22 protein-coding genes are annotated in these 25,864 nt (G+C 56.2%); 9 read left to right on the top strand and 13 right to left on the bottom strand.

The genetic code is table 11. From position 1 onward, the window contains the following. Nucleotide 1 precedes the first annotated feature (1 nt). From OR573_08920 to OR573_08910, 3 genes are read left to right on the top strand one after another with little or no spacing between them, the layout of a single operon-like run. Complete coding sequence (locus OR573_08920) at nucleotides 2-979, top strand: alpha-ketoacid dehydrogenase subunit beta (GenBank protein XGA78651.1); 978 nt, start codon at nucleotides 2-4, stop codon at nucleotides 977-979. Nucleotides 980-1,009: 30 nt separating this feature from the next. Beyond that, entirely contained in the window at nucleotides 1,010-2,263 is a 1,254-nt protein-coding gene (locus tag OR573_08915; protein ID XGA78650.1) for a 2-oxo acid dehydrogenase subunit E2, read from the top strand. 12 nt (nucleotides 2,264-2,275) lie between these two features. Then, nucleotides 2,276-4,123, top strand: a complete 1,848-nt coding sequence (locus OR573_08910; protein XGA78649.1) for a protein kinase — start codon at nucleotides 2,276-2,278, stop codon at nucleotides 4,121-4,123. A gap of 174 nt (nucleotides 4,124-4,297) precedes the next feature. Here the strand turns inward: OR573_08910 and OR573_08905 are convergent, their stop codons facing one another. From OR573_08905 to sulP, 5 genes are read right to left on the bottom strand one after another with little or no spacing between them, the layout of a single operon-like run. Continuing rightward, on the bottom strand, nucleotides 4,298-4,858 hold the full coding sequence (locus OR573_08905) for an ABC-type transport auxiliary lipoprotein family protein (protein ID XGA78648.1): 561 nt from the start codon (nucleotides 4,856-4,858) through the stop codon (nucleotides 4,298-4,300). Nucleotides 4,859-4,881: 23 nt separating this feature from the next. Further along, nucleotides 4,882-5,844, bottom strand: a complete 963-nt coding sequence (locus OR573_08900) for an MlaD family protein (GenBank protein ID XGA78647.1) — start codon at nucleotides 5,842-5,844, stop codon at nucleotides 4,882-4,884. Then, the gene (locus OR573_08895) at nucleotides 5,844-6,620 is read right to left on the bottom strand and encodes an ATP-binding cassette domain-containing protein (GenBank protein XGA78646.1); all 777 of its coding nucleotides are present in this window, start codon (nucleotides 6,618-6,620) and stop codon (nucleotides 5,844-5,846) included. Before OR573_08895 ends, OR573_08900 begins: the two co-directional genes overlap by 1 nt. A 25-nt stretch (nucleotides 6,621-6,645) precedes the next feature. Beyond that, entirely contained in the window at nucleotides 6,646-7,812 is a 1,167-nt protein-coding gene (locus OR573_08890; GenBank protein ID XGA78645.1) for an ABC transporter permease, read from the bottom strand. 32 nt (nucleotides 7,813-7,844) lie between these two features. Further along, entirely contained in the window at nucleotides 7,845-9,551 is a 1,707-nt protein-coding gene (gene sulP, locus OR573_08885; protein XGA78644.1) for a sulfate permease, read from the bottom strand. A gap of 128 nt (nucleotides 9,552-9,679) precedes the next feature. Between sulP and OR573_08880 the strand changes: the two genes are divergently transcribed. Continuing rightward, nucleotides 9,680-10,954, top strand: a complete 1,275-nt coding sequence (locus OR573_08880; GenBank protein XGA78643.1) for an aminotransferase class I/II-fold pyridoxal phosphate-dependent enzyme — start codon at nucleotides 9,680-9,682, stop codon at nucleotides 10,952-10,954. Nucleotides 10,955-11,223: 269 nt separating this feature from the next. Further along, the gene (locus tag OR573_08875) at nucleotides 11,224-12,831 is read left to right on the top strand and encodes a methyl-accepting chemotaxis protein (GenBank protein ID XGA81701.1); all 1,608 of its coding nucleotides are present in this window, start codon (nucleotides 11,224-11,226) and stop codon (nucleotides 12,829-12,831) included. Here the strand turns inward: OR573_08875 and rarD are convergent. Continuing rightward, complete coding sequence (gene rarD, locus OR573_08870; GenBank protein ID XGA78642.1) at nucleotides 12,817-13,734, bottom strand: EamA family transporter RarD; 918 nt, start codon at nucleotides 13,732-13,734, stop codon at nucleotides 12,817-12,819. The two genes, OR573_08875 and rarD, sit on opposite strands and share 15 nt — an antisense overlap. Before the next feature lie 93 nt (nucleotides 13,735-13,827). Between rarD and OR573_08865 the strand changes: the two genes are divergently transcribed. Continuing rightward, entirely contained in the window at nucleotides 13,828-14,643 is an 816-nt protein-coding gene (locus tag OR573_08865; GenBank protein XGA78641.1) for an amidohydrolase, read from the top strand. Next, nucleotides 14,643-15,347 (top strand): pseudouridine synthase, encoded by a 705-nt coding sequence (locus OR573_08860; protein ID XGA78640.1) that lies wholly within the window; start codon nucleotides 14,643-14,645, stop codon nucleotides 15,345-15,347. The genes OR573_08865 and OR573_08860 overlap by 1 nt, the downstream gene beginning before the upstream one ends. An 87-nt stretch (nucleotides 15,348-15,434) precedes the next feature. On the opposite strand, the gene OR573_08855 is transcribed toward OR573_08860, so the two are convergent. From OR573_08855 to gloB, 7 genes are all read right to left on the bottom strand, one after another. Continuing rightward, nucleotides 15,435-15,821, bottom strand: a complete 387-nt coding sequence (locus OR573_08855) for a DUF2442 domain-containing protein (GenBank protein ID XGA78639.1) — start codon at nucleotides 15,819-15,821, stop codon at nucleotides 15,435-15,437. A gap of 303 nt (nucleotides 15,822-16,124) precedes the next feature. Beyond that, the gene (locus OR573_08850; protein ID XGA78638.1) at nucleotides 16,125-17,741 is read right to left on the bottom strand and encodes a dipeptide ABC transporter ATP-binding protein; all 1,617 of its coding nucleotides are present in this window, start codon (nucleotides 17,739-17,741) and stop codon (nucleotides 16,125-16,127) included. Next, nucleotides 17,734-18,777 (bottom strand): ABC transporter permease, encoded by a 1,044-nt coding sequence (locus OR573_08845; protein ID XGA78637.1) that lies wholly within the window; start codon nucleotides 18,775-18,777, stop codon nucleotides 17,734-17,736. Before OR573_08845 ends, OR573_08850 begins: the two co-directional genes overlap by 8 nt. Before the next feature lie 2 nt (nucleotides 18,778-18,779). Further along, nucleotides 18,780-19,853 (bottom strand): microcin C ABC transporter permease YejB, encoded by a 1,074-nt coding sequence (gene yejB / locus OR573_08840; protein ID XGA78636.1) that lies wholly within the window; start codon nucleotides 19,851-19,853, stop codon nucleotides 18,780-18,782. Nucleotides 19,854-19,948: 95 nt separating this feature from the next. Beyond that, nucleotides 19,949-21,820 carry an extracellular solute-binding protein gene (locus tag OR573_08835; GenBank protein ID XGA78635.1) on the bottom strand — a complete coding sequence of 624 codons (1,872 nt, stop codon included), beginning with the start codon at nucleotides 21,818-21,820 and terminating at the stop codon, nucleotides 19,949-19,951. A 162-nt stretch (nucleotides 21,821-21,982) separates the two neighbouring features. Then, entirely contained in the window at nucleotides 21,983-23,191 is a 1,209-nt protein-coding gene (locus OR573_08830) for a transglycosylase SLT domain-containing protein (protein XGA78634.1), read from the bottom strand. 76 nt (nucleotides 23,192-23,267) lie between these two features. Then, complete coding sequence (gloB, locus tag OR573_08825) at nucleotides 23,268-24,035, bottom strand: hydroxyacylglutathione hydrolase (protein XGA78633.1); 768 nt, start codon at nucleotides 24,033-24,035, stop codon at nucleotides 23,268-23,270. 63 nt (nucleotides 24,036-24,098) lie between these two features. On the opposite strand from gloB, the gene OR573_08820 reads away from it, so the two are divergent. Together OR573_08820 and rnhA are read left to right on the top strand one after the other, a co-directional pair. Further along, nucleotides 24,099-24,998, top strand: coding sequence for a methyltransferase domain-containing protein (locus OR573_08820; GenBank protein ID XGA78632.1), 900 nt, complete (start codon nucleotides 24,099-24,101; stop codon nucleotides 24,996-24,998). Next, the gene (rnhA, locus tag OR573_08815) at nucleotides 24,995-25,465 is read left to right on the top strand and encodes a ribonuclease HI (GenBank protein XGA78631.1); all 471 of its coding nucleotides are present in this window, start codon (nucleotides 24,995-24,997) and stop codon (nucleotides 25,463-25,465) included. The genes OR573_08820 and rnhA overlap by 4 nt, the downstream gene beginning before the upstream one ends. The last annotated feature ends 399 nt before the right edge of the window (nucleotides 25,466-25,864 follow it).

The raw sequence follows: 25,864 nt of genomic DNA, 5'->3' as shown, positions 1-25,864 counted from the left end.
TATGCCAACCATGAACATGCTGCAGGCCATCAATAACGCCTTGGATATCGCCATGGCGGAAGATGACAAGGTGCTGTGCTTTGGCGAAGACGTGGGTGTTTTCGGCGGAGTGTTTCGCGCCACCAGCCATCTGCAGGAAAAGTATGGCAGAGCCCGCTGTTTCAATACCCCGCTGGTGGAACAGGGCATTATCGGTTTTGCCAACGGCCTGGCGGCGCAAGGCTCGGTACCGGTGGCAGAAATCCAGTTTGCTGACTACATCTTTCCCGCTTTCGACCAGATCGTGAACGAGACGGCCAAATACCGTTACCGCTCCGGCGACCTTTTCAATGTCGGCGGGCTGACTATTCGCACGCCCTATGGCGGTGGTATCCACGGTGGGCTTTACCATTCCCAGTCGCCTGAAGCCTATTTCACCCACACCCCCGGTTTGAAAGTTGTTGTACCGCGAGACCCTTATCAGGCCAAGGGCTTGCTGCTCGCTGCCATTCGTGACCCTGACCCGGTCATCTTCTTTGAACCCAAGCGCCTTTATCGCGCGTCAGTGGGCGAAGTGCCCGAAGAAGACTATCAGCTGCCGATTGGCGAGGCTGAAATCATCAAGCAGGGCAGTGATATCACCCTTGTTGGCTGGGGCGCCCAGATGGAAGTGATTGGCAAGGCGGTTGAGCTTGCCGAAGAAGCGGGTATTGCCTGTGAAGTGATTGATCTACGCAGTCTCTTGCCCTGGGATGTGGAGACAGTCGCAGACTCCGTATTCAAGACAGGCCGCCTGGTAGTGACTCATGAAGCGCCCTTGACCGGTGGCTTTGCCGGTGAAATCGCTGCCGCCATTCAGGAGCGCTGTTTCCTTTACCTTGAATCGCCGATTGCGCGTGTGACCGGCATGGATACGCCTTTCCCGCTGGCGCTGGAGAAAGAGTATTTCCCCGATCATCTGAAAATATTCGCCGCTATCCAGCACAGCGTCAATTTCTGACGCTGCCTTAAGGGTTCAAAGGAGACCGACATGAGTGATTTTATTCTACCGGATATCGGTGAAGGCATTGTTGAATGCGAAGTGGTTGAGTGGCGCGTCCAGAAAGGCGACCTTGTTGAAGAAGACCAGCCCGTTGTCGAAGTCATGACCGACAAGGCGCTGGTTGAAATTACCGCCTCAGAAGCCGGTACGATTACCCAGCTGTATGTGGCCCAGGGGCAGATTGCCAAGGTGCATGCCCCTTTGTATGCCTACCAGGCAGAGGGCGAGCCACAGGAGCAGGAAGCCACCCGCCCTGAGCAGAACGCTGAATCGTCAGACGCCCCGGCCGAAAAACCAGCAACCCAGACGCCGAGTAGCCCGTCAGAGAAGCCCGCGCCAACCTCGGCGCCAGCGGCGGCTACTAGCGCCGTGCAGGGTAAAACGCCCGCCAGCCCTGCGGTTCGCCGTCTGGTGCGTGAGCATGGCCTGGCGCTGGATGAGATTGCCGGCAGTGGTAAGGAAGGGCGGGTGCTGAAAGAGGATGTGCTGCGTTATCTGGATGCCGGGCAAGAGCTGCCAGGCAAGTCGGCATCGGCTGGCCCCAGAGTTGAGCCCCTGCGCGGCGTACGTGCTGCCATGGCCCGCCAGATGGTGGCTTCCGCAACCACGATTCCGCATTTTCAATACGGTGAGGAAATCGATGTTACTGACCTGCTGGCGCTGCGTGAGCGCTTGAAAGTGCAGGCGGAAGCCCAGGGTGAACGTTTGACCCTGATGCCGTTTTTCATGAAGGCAATGGCATTGGCGGTGGCCGAATACCCGATTCTCAATGCCCAGCTGAATGACAGTGCCGATGAGCTGCACTACTACCCTGACTGCAATATCGGGATGGCGGTGGACGGCAAGGTGGGCCTGATGGTGCCTAACGTCAAGGACGTGGGAGTCAGGTCATTGCTGGAGCTGGCAGCCGAAGTTACTCGCCTGACTCAGGCCGCTCGGGAAGGGCGCGTGGAGCAGGCCGACCTCAAGGGCGGTACCATTACCATCTCTAACATTGGGGCGCTGGGAGGCACCTATGCGGCGCCGATCATCAATGCCCCTGAAGCGGCGATTGTGGCGATTGGCAAAACCCAGTGGCTGCCGCGCTTTGATGAGAACGGTGATGTCACCCGTCGTGCCATCATGACGGTGACCTGGGCCGGGGATCATCGTTTTATTGATGGCGGCACCATAGCGCGCTTCTGTAATCACTGGAAAGCCAGCCTGGAAGCGCCGGAAAGCATGCTCCTGCATCTGCGCTAGGGAGCCAACAGTATGGCCGAAGCGCCCTTACAGCAGTTCTATATTCCTGAAGACCAGTCGGTCTACCTGCTTAGCCATCAGGATGCGCGCAAACTGAAGGAGTGGGTAGCGCTGTGTCAGGCCCAGTTGGCGCAGCTGGGCTATCAGGAGATCGAGCTGATTGGCAAGGGCGCTTATGGTTTCGTCTTTGCAGGCTTTGCCCCCAGGCTTGCCAACTGGGAAGTGCGCCAGCGGGTGTTCAAGTTCTCACGTATCACCTTGCCTCTGCATCTGCAGGAGCGCCTCGAAGAAGAGGCCTTCATGCTGGAGCAGGTGGAGCACCCGCGTATTCCCAAGCTGGTAGGGTTCCAACGGGTGCGCGGTCAATCGATTTTGGTCATGGAGCGCGCTCCCGGCTTGAACCTGGAGGAAGTCTCCCTGCGCGAAGGGCGTCTTTCGCCCAGGCTCGTGGTCAGCATTGCTCGCCAGCTAGCAGAGATACTCATCGCCCTACGCCGTGAGAGTGGCCCGCGGGGTCGTCCAGTGGTTCACGGTGATATCAAACCCTCTAACCTGGTGTTCAACCCGGAGGATGAATCGATTGCCCTGATTGACTGGGGCTCTTCGGTATTTGCGCAGCTGGATGCACGCCTGCAGTTTGTGGCAGCCAATGTCATGGAGCTGATGTCCTCTGACCTTCAGCAAACCAATGCCCGGCTGGGCGATGTGTACTTTATTGGTGAAGAACAGCTCAACGGTGCGCTATCTTCGCCGCGTTTTGATGAGCAGGGAGCCGCAGGCACCCTGTATGCATTGGCCTCTGGGCAATCCTGCCGTTTTGGTTGTCGAGCGATTCCGGCAAGCTCTCTGGGGTTACCCATGGAGTTTGCCCGCACCCTGGATGGCATGCTGGATGCCGACCCCGAGACGCGCCGTCGTGCCGGAGACCACTTTCTGAATGCCATGCCGAGGATGGCCAGGCTGGTAATGATTGACTTGCCTGAGCCAGCGCCCAAGGCACTGATTCCGGTATGGGCCAGAGCCAGCGGCCGCGAAATAGATACCGTGGTGTATAGCTCGCGCAAGACCTTTCTGCGCGAAGCCCATGTGGAAGATACCCTCAGCGAGGTGAATGACGTTCAGCTGGATCGCTATTACAAGCAGTTTATGCAGGGCATGGGCGAAACAGAAAAAGCTTTTCTGGCATCTGTCAGCCGTCTGGGTAAATACCCGGTGGTGGGCGGCTTGGCGGTACGCTGGGAGCGTGACGGCGTGTTTATCGATTCGTCGCTGAACCTGCATGACCCCACGCTCAAGCTCGCCTTTGTGCAGGCGGTGAATAACATGGTGTTTCTCGCCCGCGCCATTCATCGTCAGGGAGTCTTCAAAAGCTGCCTGTTTGATGCCCGCAAAACCCTGCATCTGGATCGTGACAGCAGTGAACAGGCCTTCCTGCCACAGCCTGACATGCATATTCCCTATGAAGTCAGTGATGTGCCTGATATGGAGGATGACTCCCGCCAGCACAGTTATTTTGAGGATGGGCCGGACCCGGAAGAATTACTGGTACTGCCCACGTCTATCATGGCGACGCTGGAACGTCTGAATGAGATTCACCATACCGGCATGATCATTTTTGAGGCGCTTCCCAGGCACCTGAAGATCCATAGCTACTATCGCCTGCTGGATGCCCGCCAGGAAGAGGCGTTCAGGCAACATCTGGCCGCTATTCTGGCCGCCGTGCCTGAAATCGAAGGACTGGGGATTTCCGGTTTCATGAAAATGCCCTACAAGGACACCCGAGCCTATACCCATATGGCTAACCAGCCAGAGCGCTATTATCCCCGCGACCCCCGCCAATATCTGCGTGAACGACAATAACAATAGCCCAGCGTTGAACCAAGTCTCTTGTTCAAGCCGACCACGATCAGCTAAAAGGCTGGATGCGCGATGTTCTGTTCGCCAATAATATGAACGATATGTTCAATCAATAATTAATCACGCGCGTCTTACGCCAATTTCTAAGTGAACAGCAACAGCCGGAATTCGATTTGTTCACTTATTGTTCAGCTGGCTGTCGAGCCATTGCATCAGTTGGCGAGTGAGTTGTTCAGATGCCTCGCCCAATGCGGCGACGGCAGCAGGAACGTTTTCATCTTCAGCAGCCTGGGTGGCTGATAGTTGCTGGTTGGCCAGGCGTTGGCCACTTGTTGCGTCCAGCAGGGTAAACTGGGCGCGCATGACGGCGGTGGGAGTGTCGTTCTGATAGGCAATATGGAAATCGCTTAGTTCGGCTACCAGGCGGGCATCAATGCCCTGTTCCCCAGGTTCAGCGGGCAATGCAACCTGTGTGGCTTGCAGGGCATCTTGCCACTGGCGTTTTAGCATGGCCGGTGCGTTATCATGCCAACGTGCATCGGCATAGACGCTGACCTGCTGAGCATCCGGCCAGACCACAATATGATCGCTGGCCAGCAAACGGTCTGCGCTGGGAGCTTGAACCTCCAGAATTCCTTGCGTGCTATTGGCGATGACTGAAAGCTCAGGCGATGGTAGACGATACAGCTGCTTCGGTGTGCTTTCAGGTAGGACGGAGCAGCCAGCAAGCCAGGTCATTATTATCATACTCACCAGATACTTCACGGACGAAACTCCTTGATCTGTTCACCACCGAAAATAAAATCGCCGGGGTTTTCTTCCAGGCGGCGTGAAACTCGGTTGAGATTCACCAGGGTCGCTTGCAGTTCCTGCAGAATAGCCGGTAACTCAGCGCTACTGGCGGCGATGTTATTGACGCTTGTGGTCACGCCAGGCGCGTTGCGATCCAGCAGCTGCCGCCATTGTTCAGAGGTAGCGGTCAATTCTTCAGCGGCCTGACGGGCTGATAGAAGCAGCCTACGGCTGTCTTCTTCAAGCAGTTGGTTAGCCGATTGGCTGAGGGTATCAATATTTTCCAGGGTAGTGGTGGCCTGTGTGGTCAGGCGATTCAGCTGGGTCACCGAGTCGTCGAGGGCATTGGTAATCTGCGGTTGAGCCTCTGCCAGCCCAGCGGTAATGGCGTCGGTATTGGCAATAATGCGATTGATGCGCTCGGCGCTGTCTTTTTCAAACAGGGTGTTCAGATTGTTGAGCAAACGGCTGACGTTGGAGACTACGGCTTCACCGTCTGACAGCAATGAATCAATCGGCGAGGGCGCTGCGCTAATCTGGGCCGGATCCTGTTCGGACGTGATCAGCCGTGGGCTATCCGGCGAGCCGCCATACAGCTGCAGCGTCATGCTGCCAGTGATATTGGCAAGCCCTAACTTGGCCTGGGTGTCCTCCCTGATCGGGATTTCCTGATCAACCCGGATCAGTGCCAACACCTGACGAGGATCATCAGGGTCAAGGCGCATCTCGACCACATTGCCCACCTCCAGGCCACTGAACTCAACCCGGCTACCCGTGCTCAGGCCGCTGACCGCACGGTTGAACACTACCTCGTAAAAGGCATATTCGCGCTGCGTTGCCGCCTGGGTCATCCACAATGAAAATGCCACGGCGGCTACCAGGGTTAACAAGGTAAACAGACCAATCAGAATGTGATGCGCGCGCGTTTCCATCAGCGATTTTCCTTCATGCTAGCATAGGCGGCACGGCCTCTTGGGCCGTGAAAATAATCCTGTATCCAATCGTCCTGGGTAGCGGCGACGTTTTCCAGAGTATCCGCAACCAACACCTGCTTGCGGGCCAGCACAGCGACGCGATCGCAGACGCTATACAGCGTATCCAGATCATGAGTTACCAGAAAGACGCTGAACCCCAGAGCATCGCGCAGGGTGAGCAATAGCTGGTCAAACCGGGCGGCACTGATAGGGTCAAGCCCAGCGGTGGGTTCGTCAAGAAAGAGCACGTCCGGGTCGAGCGCCAAGGCGCGGGCCAGGGCGGCGCGCTTGATCATACCGCCGGACAGCGCGGCAGGCATCTGCTCAGCGGCACGGGCAGGCAAGCCGACCAGCGCAAGCTTCATGCGTGCAATCTGCTCGGCTTCACGGCGGCTGAGAGGGGTATGTTCAACCAGCGGCAAGGCAACGTTTTCCAGCAGATTGAGCGAGCTGTACAGGGCGCCCTGCTGAAACAGTACTCCAAAGCGTCTTTCCAGCGCGGCGCGCTGGCGGCGATCAAGGGCGGCCAGGCGCTTGCCGAAGACGTGGATATCGCCGTCATCAATCGGTTTGAGACCGACAATACTGCGTAAGAGCACCGATTTGCCAGTGCCAGAACCGCCCACAACCCCAAGAATTTCCCCGCGCATAACGCTCAGGCTCAGGCCCTGGTGTACCACCGTCGTACCAAAGCGGTTTTCGAGATTGTCAATGTGGATAACCGAATCGCTCACGTAGGCTCCCTGAATATGGCGCTGATCACCATCCCATCTGCATGAAGTATAACGCCGCCAGGGCATCCAGCAGGATGACCATGAAAATCGACTGGACGACGCTAGACGTGGTGCGTTCCCCGACCGATTGAGCGCTGCCGCTGACCTTGAAACCTTCAGCGCAGCCGATGATCGCAATCACCAGGGCAAAGAGGGGCGCCTTGGAAAGCCCGACCCATAGGTGGCGGATGCTGATATCTCGTTGGACTATCTGCCAGAACTGGGTGAAGGGAATATCCAGGGATACAGCGCCGACAACCGCACCGCCGAGCATGCCGCTTAGCGTTCCGACAAAAGCAAGCAGTGGCAGGCTGATCCATAGCGCGATTACCCTGGGCAGTACCAGAAGCTCGATAGGGTCCAGCCCCTGGGTGCGCAGTGCATCGATTTCTTCATTGGACTTCATGGCCCCTAGCTGGGCGGTAAAGGCACTGGCGGTTCGGCCTGCCAGCATGATGGCCGCCAACAGGACGCCAAATTCACGCAGAAACGAAAAAACCACCAGGTTAACGGTGTAAATGGTGGCTCCGAAGGTTGTCAGTACGGTTGCCCCCAGAAAGGCGACCACGGCGCCGACCATAAAGGTCAGCAGGACAACAATCGGCACGGCGTTCAGCCCGGTCTGATGGATATGGGCGACGGTAGCGGTGAGGCGCCAGCGCCCAGGGCGCCAAAAGGTACGCCCAAACGCTGCCAGCATCACGCCAAGAAAGCCCAGCAGATAAAGCTGTTGGGTGAACAGGGCGGTCACCTGCTGGCCAAGCCTTGCCAGGCTGTCGCCGAGACGCTGGCACCAGGTTCTGGCAGGTGTTTCCGGCGCTTCGGCAACTACCTTCAGGGCTTCAATGACGCTCAGGATCAACTGGCGCCGCTGATCAGGCAGGTGATTGGCCTGCTGCTGCATACGCTCGCTGCCAAACCACTCGATCAGCAGTTGGGCAGCGGCCGTATCCAGCTGGGTGACCGGCTCAAGCGACAGGTGCTCAATATGCCTGGCATCATGAGTGCTGAGCTGCTTCTTGATGGCATGAAAATAGGCCAGCGTCCAGGTGCCGGAAAGTGTGAGCTGCTGGTTTGTTTCGATACGGGCCAGTGGAGCTGAACTGGGTACTGAGCCGGGTGATGAGCCAGAGGTGTTTGATAGATCATCCATGAGAACGCTTGAGATCCAGGTATGCAAAAGGTTCAATCATTATCCAGCTCACGCCAGGCAGCATAGGTGCTGAGGAAAATGCGCCCGGTGAGCTGTTCGGGCAAGTCGCTGCGCTTGAGTTTGTCCATCACCGGGCCTTTGACTTCCGCCAGATGCAGCTTGACGTTGGCATCCTTGAGCCTGGCGTTGATCGCTTCCAGGCTTTCCAGCGCCGAGGCGTCAATCAGGTTGACGGCAGAGCAGACGATGACCACATGCTCAAGCTCCGGGCGGGTAGCGACCAGATTATACAGGGTATCCTCGAGATAGCGGGCATTGGCAAAATAGAGGCTTTCGTCAATGCGCAGGAAGGCAACGTGGGAGTGGGTCTCTACGTCATGCCGGGCGATGCTACGAAACTGTTCGCTATCAGCGACTCGCCCGAGCAGTGCGCTGTTGGGGCGGCTGGTACGATACAGAAAAAGGCCAATTGAAAGCACTACGCCGGTCAGTATGCCGGCCTCGACTCCTTCGATCAGGGTCAGCGCTATGGTCATGGCCATGGCGCTGAAATCGCTGCGCGAATAGCGCCAAGTCTGGCGCAGGGTGGCGACATCCACCAGGGTGAGAATCGAGACGGTGATGGTGGCGGCCAGGGTGGCAATCGGTAAATAGTGCAGCCAGCCGGTAAAGGTGAAGGTGACCAGTGCGATTCCCAGAGCAGCAAAGGCGCCAGCCGCTGGAGTCTGGGCGCCAGCATCGAAATTGATCACGGTGCGGGAAAGCCCGCCGGCAACCGGCATGGCGCCTGAAACACCGCCGGCCAGATTGGCCGCTCCCAGGCCGATCAGTTCCTGATTCGGTGAGATACGCTGGCGCCGCTTGGCGGCCAGCATCTGGCCCATGGAGACCGATTCCACAAAGCCCACCAGGCTGATCAGCAGCGCAGGCATCAGCAGGGCTTGCCATAGCGCTGCCTCAGGCATGGGAATGCCCAGGGGAGGCAAACCCATGGGGATGCTGCCGACAACCGCCACGCCTGCCTCATCCAGCTGCCAGAACCAGGTGACCCAGGTGGTTGTCAGCACGGCAAACACCGGCCCCGCCTTGGCAATCAGGTCGGCCAGCATGGCGCTCAGCCCCCATTGCTGCAGCAGTGCCTTGGCATAGCGGCGCATGGCAATCAGAAATACCAGGGTGCCAGCGCCGATGATCAAGGTGGGGATATGCACCTTGGGGAGTTCGGGGATGACAGACACTAGCCGTTCCACCAGGGTAAACCCCTGACTTTCAACGCCAAGAAGGGCGCTGAACTGGCTGGCGGCAATCAGGATGCCGGACGCGGTCAGAAAGCCGGAAATCACCGGGTGGCTGAGAAAATTGCTAAAAAAGCCCATTTTCAACAGGCCCATGGCAACCAGTATGGCACCGGACAATACCGCCAGCACCAGGGCCGCTTCGAGATAGGCGGCAGAACCCGGGGTGGCCACCCCCGAAAGCGCGGCCGCCGTCATCAGGGCAATAATCGCCACCGGGCCAATCGCCAGCGTTCGGCTGGTGCCAAACAGGGTATACACAAGCTGAGGAAGAATGCTGGCATAAAGCCCTACCACAGCAGGAAGCCCCGCCAGCAAGGCATAAGCGAGGGATTGGGGAATCACCATCATGGTCACAATCAGGCCTGCCAGCACATCGGCCCCCAGCAAACGCCGGTGATAGTGAGGCAGCCAGCTGAGAATAGGAAAGTAGCGTTTGATCATGGCTTAGGGTGTAAAGTGATGTGATAGTGAAAATTGATCATGAATACCAGACTAAACGATATTGGCCTTCAGGTAGAGGCTTGTTTAGGATCAGCATGTCGTTTATTTACTTTTAAAGAGACGTATCCATGAAGCCAGAAACAATTGCCCTGCACCACGGTTATTCACCCGACTCTCAGAATGCGGTGGCTGTGCCAATTCACCAGACCACTTCATTCTCTTTTGATAGCGCCCAGCACGCGGCCGATCTGTTTGATCTCAAGGTCGAAGGTAATATCTATTCACGCATAATGAACCCTACCTGTGCCGTTCTGGAACAGCGCGTGGCGGCATTGGAAGGGGGAATTGCCGGCTTGGCCGTGGCCTCGGGGATGGCGGCAATCACTTATGCCATCCAGACGATTGCCGAAGCGGGCGATAACATTGTCTCGATCAGTGAACTGTACGGCGGTACCTACAATCTGTTTGCCCATACGCTGCCGCGCCAGGGCATTGAAGTACGCTTTGCTGACAAGGATGATTTCGAGGGCCTTGAAGCGCTGATTGACGGCCGTACCAAGGCGGTTTATTGCGAAAGTATTGGCAACCCTTCCGGTGGCGTGGTGGATATCGCCAAGCTGGCGGAAGTAGCCCATCGCCATGGTGTACCGGTCATGGTGGATAACACCACGGCAACGCCCTTTCTGTGCCGCCCGATCGAGCATGGCGCCGATATCGTGGTCAATTCAGCGACCAAGTACATGGGCGGCCATGGCACTACCGTCGGCGGCGTGATTGTCGATTCAGGCAAGTTCCCTTGGGCGGAAAATGCCAATCGCTTTCCGCTTCTGACTGAGCCTGACGTTTCCTATCATGGCGTCAGCTACACCCGTGACGTGGGTGAGGCAGCCTTTATTGCTCGTGCCCGTGTGGTGCCCCTGCGCAACATGGGGGCGGCGCTGTCAGCCCAGGCCGCCTGGAACCTGCTACAGGGCCTGGAAACCCTGGCGCTGCGAATGGAGCGGGTGTGTGCCAATACCCTGATAGTTGCCAAACATCTTGAGGCTCATCCGCTGGTTGACTGGGTGCATTACGCCGGGCTTGAAAACCATCCGGATCATGCCCTGGCCAAGCGCTATATGCAGGGGCACGCCTCGGGCATTTTGAGCTTCGGCGTGAAAGGGGGGCAGGAAGCCGCTGAGCGTTTCTATGACGCCCTGGCATTGATTCTGCGTCTGGTCAACATTGGTGATGCCAAAAGCTGCTCGTCAATTCCGGCCTCCACTACCCACCGCCAGCTGAACGAGCAGGAGCTCAAAGCCGCCGGGGTCACCGCGGATATGGTGCGCCTGTCGATTGGCATCGAACATATTGATGACCTGTTGGCGGACATTGATCAGGCATTGGACGCCTCACAGCAGTAAGAGTCACAAGGGCATAAAAGTTACTTTTTCAGTAACATTTATGCCCCCAAAGTGTTACTTCTTTTCCGCCTTTGACGCGGTAACCTCCTATCAGGGTTGAACTTGATGCGTCGGTGTCAGGTTCAACCTGTTTTCCGGTAAGACATTCCCGGTAACCCCTTTATAGCGGCCTGCTTTGCGCATGCTTTCAAAGCGGGGCACTGTGCTGTGCATTAACCACCGATAATCCAACAATAACTGACAATCAAACAATAAGGTGTCCATCCATGATGCGAACGGTATCTGTTCTGGCGTCACTCGTGTTTTTTTTACTGGCAGCAGGCGGGCATTGGTTAGGAGGCGTCTGGGGATATCTTGGCTTGCTAAGCGCAGCGCTAGGTGGTGCGGCGCTGGTCTTCAGTGGCCCGCTGGGGATTTATTACGCGGATCAACAGGCTCTGGAACAGGGCAGCTCATGGCTGTGGCCGGTACGCGATTACCGTTCCCTGCGCAATATGGCCTATCGTCTGATGTCCCGCGCCAGCAGTACCGCTATTGCCTCGGCTGAAGTTTCGCATTATGCCGATCGTATGGATCAGCGCCTGGATACCCAGGAAGAGATGGCGCGGGACGCATCCGCCAGCATGTCAGCCATTAATGCCGCCATCATGCAGGTCAGTCAGAGTGCTACTCAGGTAGCCACCCTGGCGGAAAGTGCTCGCAACGCCAGCCACGCCAATCGCGGCGAGTTGGTGGAAATCATCAGTGAAATGAATGACGTTTCCTGTCGTTCAGATGAAGCCCTGGAAATGCTGACAGCGCTGAATGACAAGATTGAACGGGTTCGCAATGTGACGTCCATGATCGAAGGTATTGCCGAGCAGACCCATCTGTTGTCGCTTAATGCGTCCATCGAAGCGGCCAGGGCCGGCGAGCACGGTCGCGGTTTTGCCGTGGTGGCCAGTGAGGTACGTAACCTGGCGCTCAAGACCTCAACGGCAACCCAGAACGTGGATACGCTGGTGAAAGATATGCACCTTAGCGGCCAGACAGTGGTCAAGACCATGGGGCATCTGATGACCCGTATCAGCGAGCGTTCACAGGGCATTGAGCAGGTTGGAAATCGCCTGGATAGCATGACCGATGAAGTGGATCAGGTGCATCGCGAGATCACCCAGGTAGCAGACGCGATGGAAAGCACCCAGCAGCATAGCCAGAAGGTGACCGATTCACTGCGCCAGCTGGAAGACGATGTCGATGAAGGTAATCGCAATATGCACGAACTGGCAGAGCAGGCCAGGGCGCTGATGGATGCTGCTGAAAGTGTTGACGGTGAGCTGGCTCAACAGCGCCTTGCAGGGCGCCATCAAGCCGTGTTCCATGCCGCCCGCGAGGCAGCCGACCAGGTTGGCAAGCTATTTGAACAGGCCATTAAGCGCGGTGAGCTAAAGGCATCTGAGCTATTTGAGCCAAGCTATGAGCCCATTACCGGCACCCGGCCGCCCATGTATCACACCGGATTTGATCGCTTTACCGATCGTTTTCTGCCAGCGATTCAAGAGCCCATGCTCAAGCACTATTCATTGGGGTATGCCATTGCCTGTGATCACAATGGTTATGTACCTACCCATAACCAGGCGGTCAGCCAGCCGCCAACCGGTGATTATGAACATGACCTGGCGCTGTGCCGCAGCAAGCGTATTTTTGATGATCCGACGGGCAGCCGCTGCGGTAAACATGAAAACGCGCTACTTCTGCAGACGTATAAGCGCGATACCGGCGAAGTCATGCACGATCTTTCTGTGCCTGTCTATGTTAACGGCAAGCACTGGGGTGGCTTTCGCGTGGGCTACCAGCCGGAGCAGACCACAGCGGTAGCCGCCTTACCGAGCCGCTGAGGCGGCCGGGCGTGGTTTTGACTGCTGCCAGGCTGAATAGGAATAAAGCGCCAGCCCGGTCCAGATCAGCACAAAGGTGAGTAGCTGGATCAGTGACAGGGCTTCCTTGAAAAACAACAGGGCGATAAAGAACTGCATGCTGGGGTTGATGTACATCAGAAACCCAATGGTGGCCAGGCGTAAGCGCCGGGTAGCACCGGCGAACGCCATCAGTGGAAGGGCGGTGAGTACACCGCTGGCAATCAGCAGCAGGGTGGTACGTGTGTCACCGGCAAAATGTGAGCTACCTTCAAAGGTCAACCAGCTGAAGGCGATCAGTGCTAACGGCATCAGCAGCAGCGTTTCCACAAAGAGTCCAGACAGACCATCCAGCGGTACCTGTTTACGAAACAGCCCATAGGTGCCAAATGAAAATGCCAGTATCAGGCTCAACCAGGGCATCTCACCGAGCAGCACAAACTGGATGCCAATGGCCAGGGTTGCCAGGCCTAGCGCAATCAGCTGCAGTTTCGCCATGACCTCCCTGAGTACCAGTATCCCCAGCCCCACATTGACCAGAGGCGTCAAAAAATAGCCCAGGCTGGCCTGCAATACCTGTTTGCTTTCCACCGCATAGATGTAAACCCCCCAGTTCAGGGCGATCAGCAAGGCACAAGCCAACACCCGGCTCAGGCGTTTCGGCTCGCTGAGTGCGGCGACCACAGGCGACCAGCGCTGGAGCAAGGTGATCAACCCCACCAGAAACAGACACGACCATAGAATCCGGTGTATCAGGATCTCAAAGGCAGGTACGCCGTCAAACAGGGCGAAAAACAGTGGGAAGCAGCCCCACATCATATAGGCAGTAAGCCCGAACATAACGCCTTTGGTGGCTTCAGGGTCACGCAGGGGTTGAGCAGACATAAGGGTCTCGGTAACGAAAAAATGTTAATCTAGCACAAATGGATGAGACTTAATTACCCTTAAAGCAATCAGCGCTCACCAAGGAGGCCATTTATGAGCAAGCTAACCACCACATTGGTGCAATGTGACCTGCGCTGGGAAGATCCTGCTGCCAATCATCGTCATCTTGATGCTCTGCTGGGTGATCTTGACGTTAACACAACCGATGTGATCGTCCTGCCGGAAATGTTTGCGACCGGTTTCACCATGAACTCCCGGGAGCAGGCCCAGCCCATGGAACACAGTGAAAGCGTGGCCTGGCTGAAAGCCCAGGCGCACAAGCGCGGCTGCGTGATAACAGGGAGTGTGGCTATCAAGGAAGATGGCGAATACTACAATCGCTTGATATGGGCAGCGCCTGACGGTGAGCTGATTGTGTATGACAAGCGTCATCTGTTCAGAATGGCTGGTGAGCATGAACGCTATGCCATGGGCGAAGGCCGCAAGGTGATTACCTACAAGGGGTTTCGGATCCTGCTTAGCGTCTGCTATGACCTGCGCTTTCCGGTCTGGATGCGCCAGCAAGCGGCTGAGGATGAGACGTTTGAATATGATGCCATTCTGTGTGTTGCCAATTGGCCAGCACCCCGTCGTCACCCCTGGCGGACGCTGCTACAGGCCCGTGCGATCGAGAATCTCTGCTATGTGATAGGCGTCAACCGTGTGGGCGAGGATATCAAAGGCCTGGCCTATAGCGGTGACTCCCTGCTGGTGGATTTCAAAGGCGAGCCCTTGGTGGATCACCCAGCCTATGAGGCCTTTGTGGAAACGGCCACGCTGGATCTGGATGCCCTGAATGAATTCCGTGAAAAATTTCCTGCCTGGCAGGATAGCGACCGTTTTGAACTGCTACCCGGAGTTGGCCACTGATGCGCCTTGACCGCTTTTTAAGTGAAACCACTGACCTGACCCGCAGCCTGGCCAAGCGGGCATTGAAAAATGGCGAAGTGGAAATCAACGGCTTGCCCGCCAAGCAGCCCGCCCTGCACATTGACCCGGACAGCGACAGGATAACCTGGCAGGGAGAAGTGCTGGCCCTGGTGGGGTTGCGTTACCTGATGCTTCACAAGCCGGTCGGCGTGGAATGTACGGCGCGACGCGGGCTGTATCCCCGGGCCATCGACCTGATTGACCTGCCCAATGCAGATCGGCTGCAGCCCGTCGGGCGTCTGGATGTGGATACCACCGGGCTGTTATTGATGAGTGATGACGGCCACTGGGCGCATCGCATCATGTCGCCCAAGCATCTTTGTGCCAAAGTCTACCTCGCTACCCTGGCTGAGCCTTGGGAAGGTGAGCGTGCCGAAAGCGCCATAAAGCAGGTTGCCGAAGGGGTCTTGCTTGACGGTGAAGAAGAAGTCACCAAGCCTGCCATCCTGGAGATGCTCAGCCCCACACAGGCAAAGCTGACCCTGACGGAAGGGCGCTACCATCAGGTCAAGCGGATGTTTGCCGCGCTGGGCAATCATGTCGAGCAGCTGCATCGCCATTCGATTGGCGCCATCGTGCTGGATGACGACCTGCCACCCGGTGAATGGCGCGAGCTCAGTGCCGAAGAAGTAGCGCTGTTTTAGATATCACTGTTTAACGTGCTTCTGCGGGTGAGGCTGATGTTATTTCACCTGCCTGCAGAAGTAGGTTATTCCACTTGGGTGTGGAATTTATGCCTGTCTTTGATGTGGTCTTGCTCCCTTGAAATCACTGGCTCTAGACGACTTGGTTTTTGTCGTATCAAGTTGCTGGGTCATCCATTGTCTGGAGCCAAACTGACCTTCGAGAAGAGCAGGTACATACAGATCAGCATCAAGCTGAGGCCAGTGTAATCCAAGCCCTGAAGGGGATAGCTCAATATCGGCCAGGTTACTCTGCGTAGCTTCTGCCAGACCCTCAATGAGATCTGGAGGAATTGCGAGCTCAAGTCCTGATTGAAGGCGAACAATCACACGCTGGGTGCGACAGTCGTAATAAGCTTCAACTGCATGAGCGTGATCACGTTTGTCTGCCATGCGAGCTTCTGCTTGTTGAATGGCATCCTCAGTAATGGCCATGAATCTCCCTCCATCTGTTACATAACATTTGCAGCTCTTTTGATAACGCCGACTCAATGCGGTTGATATCTGCTGACTTGAAACGGTAGCTTTCGCGCAACTCAGGAGGCCCACTTGGGCAGTTGAGAATGAATACGGCTTCTCCACCTTTGCCGATTACATGTATATGCGCCGGTCGATGGTCGTTAGGGTAGATAACAGCTCTTAGTCCATCGAAACGGATAATAGTTGGCATCTATTTAGATTAGCATAAACCCAAAGATTTGAGTTTATGCAGATTTGCAGCAGCTGAAAATATGGTTATCAAACCAGCTGGGCGGCTTTTACCAGCCGCCGTGTGTACTCATGCTGTGGTGCGGTCAGCAGGTCCTGGCTGGGGCCTGATTCCACCACCTCGCCTTCCTTGAGTACCATGATGCGGTGCGCCATGGCAAGCACCACGGCAAGGTCGTGGCTGATAAACAGATAGCTCAGCTGGCGCCTGGCCTGTAAATCGCGCAGCAGTTCGACAATCTGCTTTTGCACCGTGCGGTCGAGGGCTGAGGTCGGCTCATCCAGCACCAGCAATTCAGGTTCAAGAATGATCGCTCGGGCAATGGCGATACGCTGGCGCTGCCCGCCGGAAAACTCGTGCGGGTAGCGGGAAGCCACGCTTTCCTGCAGGCCAACTTCCTGCAGGGTCTGGTGAACGCGCTTTTCCACCTCGCTGATTGAAAGCGCTGGAAAATGAAAGCGTAACCCTTCGCTGACGATATCAAACACCGACATCCGCGGTGACAGGGCGCCATAAGGATCCTGAAAGACCATCTGAAAACGGTGCCGCTGGCGCCTGAGAGCCTTGCCCGTCAGCTGATGCAGGGCATCTTCCCCCAGGTAAACCTCGCCCTGGCTTTGCACCAGACGCATCACGGCAGAAGCCAGAGTGGTCTTGCCTGAGCCGGATTCCCCGACAATCCCCAGGGTTTCCCCAGGGGCCACATAGAGATCAGTGGGCTCTACGGCCACAAAAGGCGCCGGCTGACGGCGAAAAAGGCCTGCCCTGGGGCGTGCAAAGGCGACACTCAGCCGAGTGGCTTCCAGGCGCGGCTGGACACGCCCAATCGGCTTGGGGCGGCCTTGGGGCTCTGCCGCCAGCAGCGCAGAGGTGTAATCGCTTTGGGGGTGATTGAATACCTGACTGACCGGGCCGCTTTCCTGCTGTTGGCCTTGATACATAACGCAGACTCTATCTGCATGGGCGCGTACCAGGTTAAGGTCATGGGTAATAAACAGCATGCCCATGGAGTGCTGATCACGCAGGTCACGCAGCAGGGCAAGAATTTCCTGTTGAACCGTCACATCCAGGGCGGTGGTCGGCTCGTCGGCAATCAACAGCTTTGGCTGATTGGCAATGGCCATGGCAATCATTACCCGCTGGCGCTGGCCACCAGAAAGCTGATGAGGCCAGGCATCCAGTAGCTCATCCGGGCGCGGCAGGCGCACCTGTTCAAGCAGTTCCCGGGCGCGTTGGCGTGCCGCCTTGCCGGTCAGGCCCTGATGCAGGCGCAGGGTTTCACCTATCTGCTTGCCGACCCGATGCAGGGGGTTCAGAGACGTCATCGGCTCTTGGAACACAAACCCGACCTGATTACCCAGAATGGTTTTCCACTGCGAGCGTTTCAGGCTGGCTAGGTCAGTACCTGCCAGTGAACGTTCACCGCTGACCTGTGCATTGTCCGGCAAGAGGTTCATGACCCCCAGCGCCGAGACGGACTTCCCCGAGCCGGATTCGCCTACCAGTGCCAGGGTTTCCCCCGCCTTGACGCTAAAACTGAGGTTGTCGACGACCTGGCTGCCATCGAAGCCGACACTCAGGTGCTTGACGTCCAAAAGCGTTGACGACGATGGGGCGAATGCCTGCTGAGCCGAGTGTTCAGCCATGGGTAACCTCCTTTTGGCGTGACTGCACATGGCGAGGGTCGAAGGCATCGCGCAGCCCCTCGCCGATAAACACCAGTAAGGAGAGCATGACAGCCAGGGTCATAAAGGCGGTGATGCCCAGCCAGGGGGCGTGAAGGTTGTTCTTGCCCTGAGCGGCCAGTTCACCCAGGGAGGGTGAACCCGGCGGCAGGCCAAAACCGAGGAAGTCCAAGGCCGTCAGGGTGCCGATGGCCCCGGTAAACAGAAAGGGCACAAAGGTCAGGGTGGCCACCATGGCATTGGGTAACACATGGCGCCACATGATCAGGTGTGAGGGAAGCCCCATGGCCTTGGCTGCGCGCACATATTCCAGGTTGCGCGCGCGCAGGAACTCAGCGCGGACAATATCCACTAGGCCAAGCCACGAAAACAGCATCATGATGCCCAATAGCCACCAGAAGCCAGGCTGGACGAAGCTGGCGAGAATAATCAACAGGAATAGCACCGGCAGCCCCGACCAGATTTCAGTAAAGCGCTGGCCGACCAGATCCACCTTGCCGCCGAAGTAGCCCTGAACGCCGCCGATAAATACGCCCATTACCAGCGAACCGGCAGTCAGTACCAAGGCAAAGGCGACGGAAAGCCGAAAGCCATAGATCACTCGGGACAATACATCGCGGCCCTGATCATCGGTACCCAGCCAATGACGGCTATCCGGCGCTGCCGGCGAAGGGCGGGTCATATGCATATCCAGTGTTTGGTAGGAAAACGGAATCAGCGGCCAGAGTGCCCAGCCGTTTTGCTCGATCTGTTCCTGGATAAAGGGGTCGAGGTAATCGGTACGGGTCGGCAAAAAGCCACCGAATTCGGTTTCCGGGTAATCGACCACCAGCGGCAGGTACCACTCTCCCTCGAATTTGAGAATCAGCGGCTTATCATTGGCCACCAACTCAGCAAACAGGCTGAACACAAACAGGGCGCTGAACAGCCAGAGCGATACGCGGGCGCGACGGTTGGCACGAAAGGCGGCAATACGACGGCGGGTAATCGGCGACACGGTTACGACTCCCGGGTGGCAAAATCGATGCGTGGGTCAACCCACACATAGGTCAGGTCTGATAGCAGCTTGAGCAATAGACCAATCAGGGTATAGAGGTAAAGCGTACCGAAGATGACCGGGTAATCCCGCTGCATGACCGCTTCAAAACCCAGCAGGCCGAGTCCATCAAGGGAGAAAATCACTTCGATCAGCAGCGCGCCGGTAAAGAAGATACCCACCAGCGCAGCGGGCAAACCGGCAATAATGATCAGCATAGCGTTGCGAAACACATGGCCGTACAGAATCCGCCGTTCATCAGCGCCTTTGGCTTTGGCGGTCAGGACGTACTGCTTATGGATTTCATCCAGGAAGCTGTTCTTGGTCAGCATGGTCAGGGTCGCAAAACTGCCGATGGAAGCAGCAATGACTGGCAGGGTGATGTGCCAGGCGTAGTCCTTGACCTTGCCCCAGATGGAAAGGCTGTCGAAATCCGGTGAGGTCAGCCCGCGCAGTGGAAACCAGTCCAGGTAGGTGCCACCGGCGAACAGCACAATCAGCAGGATGGCAAACAGGAAACCGGGAATCGCATAGCCGACAATCACCAGCCCCGAGGTCCACACATCAAAGCGCGATCCATGGCGAAGTGCCTTGCGAACCCCCAGCGGAATTGAGATCAGATAGACCAGAAGCGTTGTCCATAAGCCCAGAGATATCGACACCGGCAGGCGTTCAATCATCAGGTCAATGACCGGTCGGTCGCGAAAGAAGCTGGTGCCAAAATCAAAGGTCAGGTAATCACTCATCATGGTCAGAAAGCGCTGATGAGCGGGCTGGTCAAAGCCGAACTGCTGTTCAAGCTGCTCAATAAAGCGTGGATCAATACCACGTGCACCGCGCGAATCATCGCTGACCTGTACATCGCCGCCGCCCATGTCCAGGCGCGTGCTGGCCATGGCGTCGGCGCCTTCAAAACGCGCCAGCATCTGATCGATAGGGCCACCCGGTGCTGCTTGAACAATCACAAAATTAAGCAGCATGATGCCGATCAGTGTCGGGATCATCAACAGCAGTCGACGTAGGGTATAGCGCGCCAAGGCAAGGCTCCTTTTGCAAACACTGATTTCGCAAACGTTGAACAGGCAATTATCGGAACAGGGCAACGCTAATCTCCCCGAACAGCTAACCGCCATTATCGACCGCTGCGACGGCGTTGAAGTTCAGCTTCCCGTTGCGTATCCACCCACCAGGCGTCCAGATCCATGGCATAGCGGGGGAACGGATCGGGATATTCGAACTTGTCCCACACGGCAATCCGGGTCTCGCCGGAGTGATAGTGGGGAATCACATAGAACCCCCAGCGCAGCACTCGATCCAGCGCATGGGCAATGGTGTTGAGCTGTTCGCGGCTGTCGGCGCCAATCAGTTGGTCAACCAGGCTGTCAACCGCCGGGTGGGCAAGCCCCATCAGGTTGCGGCTTTGCGGCTGCTCAGCGGAGGCGCTGGTCCAGTAGTCGCGCTGTTCGTTGCCTGGGTTGTTGGATTGTGGAAACTGGCTGATGACCATGTCGAAATCAAAGCTGCGCAGGCGATTGAGGTACTGGTTGATATCGACAATGCGTATTGAGGTGTCAACGCCCAGACGGGCCATATTTCGCAGCATGGGTTGGACAACCCGCTCCAGGCCGGAGTCATACAGAAGCACTTCAAGTGCCAGAGGCTCGCCGTTTTCAGCGTTGACCAGCTTGCCGTCTTCTACCTGATAGCCAGCTTCGCGTAGCAGCTCCAGCGCCAGGCGCAGGCGTTCACGCAGCGATTCAGGGTGGTCAATCGGCAAGGGCTCGGTGAACAGCTGATCAGATTGGTGGGACGCCAGAAGCTCATCCCTGAAAGGAGTCAGCAAGGCCAGCTCTTCCTGGCTAGGCAGGCCGGTAGCTTCCATTTCCGAATTCTGGAAAAAACTTTGGGTGCGGGAATAGGCATCGTAAAAAATATTGGTATTCAACCAGGGGAAATCAAAGGTCAGGCTGAGCGCTTCGCGTACCCTGGGGTCATCAAACTTGTCGGTGCGCAGGTTGAATACAAAGGCCTGCATGGGGGAAGGGTTAACGTCGGGCACGGTAATACGTTCCACCAGCCCTTGCTGATAGGCAGGAAAATCGTAACCGATGGCCCAAGTTGCCGCACGGGCATCTATCCGGTAATCAATCAGCCCGGCCTTGAAGGCTTCCCAGGCAATATCCCTGTCCCGGTAATAATCAATAATCAGTCGGTCAATGTTGTAGCGGCCAACATTGACGGGTAAATCCTTGGCCCAATAATCCTCGTCGCGGGCGTAGACTATTCGCCGGCCAGGGTCTACGTCATCAATCTGGTAGGGGCCTGAGCCTGGGTGAGCTGCCAGTGTCGGTGCGGTAAAGTCACGCTCTTCCCAGTAATGTTTGGGAAGAATCGGCATCTGAGCCACAATCAGCGGTAATTCGCGGGAATCCGTGGTGTTGAATTCAAAGCGCACCCGATGCGCATCCACGGCTACCGCCTGTTCAACACCAGCATAATAGTTGCGGTAAAAAGGGTTACCTTCTTCGCGCAGGATATCCAGGCTGAACACTACGTCTTCAGCGGTGACAGGCTCGCCATCCTGGAAAACCGCATCAGAATGAAGGTCGAATTCAATCCATTCCCGTTCAGGGTTCAGACGCACTCCTTCGGCCAGTAGCCCATAGAGGCTGAAAGGCTCATTGGGGTTGCTGGCCATCAGAGTGTCGTAAATCTGGGTAATGCCGTTGGCCGGTGTGCCGCGAATAATGAAGGGGTTGGTGGAATCAAAGCTGCCCCCCGGCGCACTGCGTACCATGCTGCCGCCCTTGGGCGCTTGGGGGTTGACGTGCGGGAAGTGAGCGAAGTCCTCCGGCAGGGTCGGTGTGTCATAAAGCGCCAGGGCATGCACGGTGGGGACGCTGTCTGTATCAGCATCACCCGTTTGTGCATGGACTGTTTGCGTATGTACTGTTTGCGTAAGTACTAAGGCCGAGGAGAAAATACCGGCTAGCAGAACGAACACCTGCCACCATCTGCGAGTATGGGATGATCCGCTTTCCCTGGATTTGCCAGCCCTCATTGCTCTTTCCTCCCGTCTTGGCTGCACTGCTGTCTCGCGATGCAGCTGAGACAGCGCTCACAACATGTCAATAATTGATATATGCCTCAAGAATCAGAAAGTATCTCAAGAATTGGAAAGTGTCAGGAGTTGGCCCGGTTGTAAAGCCTCCGGCCGGTCAATAGCATTCCAGCGCATGATATCACGCAAACTTATATTGTAGCGTTGGGCGATAGTGCTCAGGCTATCACCTTGTACCACTGTGTGGGTTTGCGGTGTTGATGTGCTGGCCAGGGTTGCCTCATTGTCGCTGCCTGAGTTCAGCGGAGCACTCAGCTCAGCGAGCATTTGCTGGTTGCTGTCGCCAGGCATCAGCAGGGTACGCGTGTAGCGTGGGTTGAGGCTACCGTTTAGCAGGCCCGGGTTGAGTTCGCTGAGAGTATCAGCATCAACTCCTGCGCGCATCGCCAGTTCTTTAAGGCTGAGATCCTGATCCAGGTCAACCATGGCGAAGGCGGGGGCTGCGTCAATCTCTGGCAGTTTGACGTTATAAGCGGCCGGGTCGGCAATAATCGTGGCAATCGCCAGCAGCTTGGGCACATAGTTCATGGTTTCGCTGGGCAATTGCAGATCCCAGTAGTCACCTGACCTGCCTTGGGCCTGGGCATTTCTGACCGCCTTGTTAACCGTGCCAGCGCCCGCGTTGTAGGCGGCAAGAGAACGGATCAGATCACCGTCATACCACTGGTCTGCCTGCATTTCGATATAATCAAGAGCGGCTTCAGTGGAGGCGATCACATCAAGGCGTCCATCGTAATGGGTATTGCGGACAAGCCCGAGGGCGTCGCCAGTGCCCGGCATGAACTGCCATAGCCCGGCAGCCCCCCGATGGCTTTTCGCCTGAGGGTCAAACGAGCTTTCAATAAAGGGAATTAGCGCGATTTCACCCGGTAAGTCGCGTGCTGACACCTGCTGGTTGATCCAGGCCAGCCAGGAGGAGGCGCGACGACTAATCTCCAAAACATTTTCCGGGCTGGATTGATAATACTCTATCCAGGCGTCGACTCTTTTTTGAGCCTCGTTGGAAAGGGGTTGTTTATGCCAGGCGAGTTGATTACGCAGCTCGCTCCAGGCATTGCGGTTTTCAAGCACCAGCAAGTCCCAGAAGTGTCGTCCAGCAGTGCCTGAAGGCGTCGCCATGGCACTGCTGTTGGTGGTAACTTGGCTAGTCTGTGCGCCAGTAGACGCTTGTGCAGCGGCAGCAAGCAGTACGCCGCTGATCATTGTGCTGCCAATGGTTATCAGCAGCCGGTCTCTTAACAAGTGGTAAGTCATGGGCATCTATAGGTGGACTAATTATCGTTTCAAAGCGTATTCAAATGGCAAACACACAACATGCAAAACGAATCAGTTAAAAACGATCTTTCCACTCGCGTAAGGTTGTGAAGGTGGCAAGTGGATCCGAGTTGTCCCCCTTATGGCCTGCAGCTTGACGAACGCTGTCTGATTCCAGGCGGAGATAGGGGTTGATTTTTAGCTCGCGTCCTATCGTGCTGGGTAGCGTCGGGCGTTCCAGTTCACGGGCCTTGTGACATTCTGATAGTGCCTGGGCAACGGCGGGGTTTTCCGGGTCGGCCTGGCTGGCAAACTTAAGGTTGGCCATGGTGTACTCGTGACCTGCAAACACCAGGGTTTCTTCTGGCAACTGGGCAAAACGGTTGAGAGCGTCATGCATTTGCTCCGGGGTGCCTTCAAACAGGCGCCCGCAGCCTGCACAGAATAGCGTGTCGCCACAAAACAGCAATGGCGGTATGCCTGGCGCAAAAAAACTAATATGATCCAGCGTGTGGCCGGGAGTCGCGAAGACTTCAAAAAGGCGCCCCATGATACGCACTTCATCACCTTCCCCGACAGTGTCGGTTATCCCTTCAATATCAGGGTTGTCCGGCCCGATCACTCTTGGGGAGTAAAGCTTGATCAGGGCTTCGAGGCCACCGGTATGGTCAGGGTGGTGATGGGTAATCAGAATGCTCTCTAGGGTTAGCGATTCACGCTCCATGTAATCGATGACCGGACCGGCCTCGCCTGGGTCCACTACACAGACACCAGGGCTGGAATCTTGTCTGAGCAACCAAATATAGTTATCGCTTAAGGCAGGAATGGGCGTCACGCTCAGCATGGAGGTAATCCTTTAAATGTTAAAGGCGTCAAAAAGGCGTTACTTTGGAGGCAAGAGCGTTTTATGTCAAATTCAGACGCGGCGCACACGCTTGACCAGCAGCTGAAGAAATCCCAGCAATTCTGGATGTCGGCTCAAGGCACTGCCTTGCTCGATGCTCAGCGCGCCTGTCTTGGGCCGGTGATTGATTCACGTTATAAAGGCCATGCGCTTGAAATAGTCATGGGGCCTTCCATGCTTCAAGCGTCTCCCCTGGCACATGTCATGCAATGGGCACCCAGCCGCGACGCTGCTCAGCAGCAAGAAACCCTGATTTGCCCCCTGGATGACCTGGCATTGCCGGATGGGTGCCTGGATATTACCCTTGTCCACCATTGGATGGAGCACACCGCCAACGCCCATCACCTGCTCCAGGAAGCGGCTCGCGTTACCTCAGACCATGGAATTTTGCTGATTTTTGGCTTCAACCCTTTCAGCCCGAGTAATCTGTCCCGACGCGCCTTGCCCAGGCGGCACGAATTTCCGAATAAGGGCCAACAGCGCGCTGACTGGCGCTCACCGCGTTATCTACGTGATTGGCTGGCATGTGTTGATTTTGATATCGAACGGGTAGACTACTGCGGTTTTCGAATGCCGTTGGCGTCTTCTAAAAATGCGACCTGTAATGGCTTACTGGAAACCTTGGGGCGGCGACATAACTTACCTCTTGGGGACAGCTATATGATTCGGGCCATACGGCGCCAACAGCCCGCTAGCACCAAGCGGGTAAAATTTGGCATGCAGATGGCGCCTAACGGACGCTCTGTTCAGGCGTTTTCGCGCGAACACTGCTCCAGAATGCCTTTGATCACCATGCCCCCAAATACAAGATCCTCAGGCCAGGTGCCATTGGCTAAAACAGGTTTGAAAATCACATCGGTCAGGAAAACCACTTCCGATACATTCAAGGAACCCAAGCGTTGAGTGATGAAGAAACACAGCCGCTCCCCAAAGTCACCGTCTACACCGATGGTGCCTGCCGGGGTAATCCAGGCCCCGGAGGGTGGGGCGTGGTACTCCAAAGTGGTGAACATGAAAAAACCTTGTATGGCTATGAAGCTGATACCACCAATAACCGGATGGAATTGATGGCGGCTATCATGGCGCTGCGTACCTTGAACCAGCCCTGCGAGGTCGCGGTATGGACGGATTCTCAATATGTCCGCCAGGGGATCACCCAATGGATTCATAACTGGCTAAAGCGTGACTGGAAAACAGCGGCTCGCCAGCCGGTCAAGAACGCTTCGCTATGGAAAACCCTGCATGCAGAAACCCAGCGCCATAAGATTGAATGGCATTGGGTCAAGGGGCACAGCGGGCACCCTGGTAACGAGAAAGCTGATCAGCTGGCCAATATCGCCATCGATGAGCATGTTCAGCAAAAAGCCTGATTTTTTATCAAGATAACGAGTTTATTACGTCTGTTCGGAGAGCATCATGCGCCAGATATTCCCATTCTATACACAAGTAAATTGTGTAAACACCGAGTGAGTGAGTGAGTGAAGGGGTTTTGTGCTGGTGGAACTGAGGATTCCACCTTGAAGTGTAAACGATAGCCGTTTTTCGGCCATTTCTGTTTACATTTCTAACTTGTGCCACCTTGAGTTCGTTAAGCCTGCGCCTACACTTGCCTTAATTTAGTGAAGAGAGTATTTCAGAGAGAAGTCTCAGGGGGGCGTATTGTTCATATTTTAGGTTTAGGTCAATGACATCCCCGGACCAACTGAGTAGGCTCTAAAAATAACGAGCCAAAAGACTCTATAGGAGTCAGCAAGCAAGGAGCACCTGAC

It is taken from the genome of Halomonas sp. CH40 (genome assembly GCA_041875495.1).
Taxonomy (GTDB): Bacteria; Pseudomonadota; Gammaproteobacteria; order Pseudomonadales; family Halomonadaceae; genus Vreelandella.
This window is presented reverse-complemented; position numbering and strand designations above follow the sequence as displayed.